This is a genomic window from Pseudoduganella namucuonensis (genome assembly GCF_900116645.1).
Classification (GTDB): Bacteria; Pseudomonadota; Gammaproteobacteria; order Burkholderiales; family Burkholderiaceae_D; genus Rugamonas; species Rugamonas namucuonensis.
This window is the reverse complement of the sequence record NZ_FPBO01000101.1, coordinates 1-1,669: the sequence shown is the minus strand read 5'-3', so window position 1 is coordinate 1,669 and position 1,669 is coordinate 1. Positions and strand designations below refer to the sequence as shown.

At 53.6% G+C, this 1,669-nt stretch carries 2 protein-coding genes; both read right to left on the bottom strand.

Annotated elements, in window-relative coordinates:
- Window positions 1–251: 251 nt before the first annotated feature.
- Window positions 252–1,274 carry an SEL1-like repeat protein gene (locus tag BM436_RS35885; RefSeq protein WP_229491078.1) on the bottom strand — a complete coding sequence of 341 codons (1,023 nt, stop codon included), beginning with the start codon at window positions 1,272–1,274 and terminating at the stop codon, window positions 252–254.
- A 2-nt stretch (window positions 1,275–1,276) separates the two neighbouring features.
- Window positions 1,277–1,669, bottom strand: a 393-nt coding sequence (locus BM436_RS35880; protein WP_229491076.1) for a phospholipase D-like domain-containing protein, incomplete at its 5' end; no start/stop codon positions are given.

Genomic DNA, 1,669 nt, shown 5'->3' with positions numbered 1-1,669 from the left:
CCTCGCATGTTCAGGAGGGAGCTGGCGCGCCGGGCTCAGGAAAGCGGCGTTAACTAAGCGATAGGCTGTGTCCGGTTATACGGGGGCAAGATCAAACCAACCGTTCCGCTTGATATGGTTCATCAGATCACAGGACTTCTTGGGAAGCAGGCTATGCCACGCATGGGTGAGCCACCAATGACTCTACCGCCACGGTCGGTGTCATTGCCGACTGTGATGATTTTCAAGGGCATGTGTGTGTCCTCCGCTAATCAATAGGTTGGCGGCCCGTCCTGCTCGGGTGTAATCACATCCGCAATTCCTCTCCATGCAGGAAGCTTCGCCGGAGGCAAAGGCAAGAACTCATCCAGCCCACCCAACTTCAGATCCGGATTGACTTTAAGCGCCTCACTGATCACCTCATACCTAGCCGAGCGTTCCGGATCTACAGCGATCCCTAGAGCAGTCAGCACTTGGATATCTGGCTTACTACTATTCCAATATCCTTCTGCAAAGAGCAAATGAAGTGCGTCCGCGCAATGCTTGCTGCCATACTTCACCCCAGTCTGAAATGTTGCGAGTGCTTCCCGATATTGCTTCTGGACCCTTGCTCGCATCGCGAGACGGTAAGCGGCAGCTCCATGACCTTGTAGAAAGGCGCACTGCCACATTGCAGCTTCGCCGTCCGAGCGCCCCGCATCGCTATAGGCTTCTGCCAAAGCCATTTGCGCGTCGGGACTACCAAGCCGAGCAGCGGTTAGGTAATAGGCCCAAGCGATATCAGAATCAAAATATGCACCTCCATATCCATGCTGGTGAGCGACTCCCAAGTCAAAGTAGCCCCAAGGCTGACCGGCTGCCGCAGCTTGCTGCGCTATTGCAACTGCTTTACTCGCCTCTTGGCCGACGACATGGTTGGATGGCATTGGACCCAGTCCGTTCAGATAAAAGTACGCCAACAACGCCTTAGCTCCCCAATCCCCGCGTTCAGCAGCAAAGCTCACATCAGCGAATATGCTTTGCGCTTCTTGCAAAGTCAGCTGCCATTCTATTTTGCTGCGCCAGAGCTTGCGGGCTGCAATATATCGTTGATACACCGCTGCATCACGAGTTGAAGGCATGTTGTCCTTCCAGCGTCCGCACGGTGGAATGGGGGCGTCCACGTTAAAGGGGGAAAGTCCAGGAGGCATTGCGTGCATAGTCCTATTCTCCAAAAAGGGGAAAGTCGGAAAATTCGCGACCAAAAGCAAGAAAAAAAGGCCGCCACAAAGTAACCAGCGATTGAGTTTTGACATTGTTAGATCACTGGGGCGCCGGGCTTGCGATCGACATGAAACGTCAAGATCTGATTATTCAAAAGTGCACCACTTTTCTTTGCATCCGAGTTTTCGGCCATGAGATCCTCCCATTTTTTGAACGTAAGCGCCATGTCTGCAAACTGCTTTGGCCCAGGGTTACTAGTGCATTGGTGAAATAAATCGCAACGCAGCTGGTAAGTCACCTCCTTCGCCTCGCTCAGCACGTTCAACTCGCTATCCAGCGCCATGCTGCGCAGGTTTAGGTTGGCCGATCCGATCGTAAACGCGGCGTCATCAACGATGGCGACCTTGGCATGGATATAGATTTCCTCGTATTCATCAGGCCGCAATCTGCGGCTCGAGGGCGGCTTGGCGCAGGTCCAAAGCGATCC

What these genes read in the sequence shown, in the direction of transcription:
- BM436_RS35885 (WP_229491078.1), bottom strand. Translation starts at nt 1,274, where the DNA reads ATGTCAAAACTCAATCGCTGGTTACTTTGTGGCGGCCTTTTTTTCTTG.